This is a genomic window from Paenibacillus sp. GbtcB18 (assembly GCF_019091125.1).
Lineage (GTDB): Bacteria > Bacillota > Bacilli > Paenibacillales > NBRC-103111 > Paenibacillus_F > Paenibacillus_F chitinolyticus.
Genome location: NZ_JAGXJX010000134.1, coordinates 1 through 457, shown reverse-complemented (window position 1 = coordinate 457; position 457 = coordinate 1). Strand labels below are relative to the sequence as shown.

3 tRNA genes and 1 rRNA gene are annotated in these 457 nt (G+C 50.8%); all 4 read left to right on the top strand.

Annotation, left to right across the window (positions count from 1 at the left end):
* Positions 1-76, top strand: a 5S ribosomal RNA gene (gene rrf, locus KVT34_RS33045); the annotation flags it as partial.
* Between the two features lie 72 nt (positions 77-148).
* Positions 149-225: transfer RNA gene (locus KVT34_RS29865), tRNA-Ile, on the top strand.
* Between the two features lie 77 nt (positions 226-302).
* Positions 303-378: transfer RNA gene (locus KVT34_RS29860), tRNA-Ala, on the top strand.
* Between the two features lie 6 nt (positions 379-384).
* Positions 385-457, top strand: a tRNA-Asn gene (locus tag KVT34_RS29855).

The following is a 457-nucleotide window of genomic DNA, read 5'->3' as shown; positions in this document are numbered from 1 at the left end:
GAACACGACCGTTAAGCCTTCCAGCGCCGATGGTACTTGGACCGAAGGGTCCTGGGAGAGTAGGACGTTGCCAAGCAATAGCCCACTTAACGGTGGGCTTTTCTTATCCTTTTATCGTGTTTCTACCTATTATATAGGTGTTACATACGGGCCCTTAGCTTAGCTGGTTAGAGCGCACCCCTGATAAGGGTGAGGTCGGTGGTTCGAGTCCACTAGGGCCCACCACTTACGAAATGGTCTCTTTAAAAAATGCTTGACGAATGTCGCAAGACAAGTTAAAATTTTTTCTGCAGCACCAAAATGGGGCCATAGCTCAGCTGGGAGAGCGCATCGCTGGCAGCGATGAGGTCAGGGGTTCGATCCCCCTTGGCTCCACCATAATATTCCCTGATAGCTCAGTTGGTAGAGCACTCGACTGTTAATCGAGTTGTCACAGGTTCGAGTCCTGTTCGGGGAG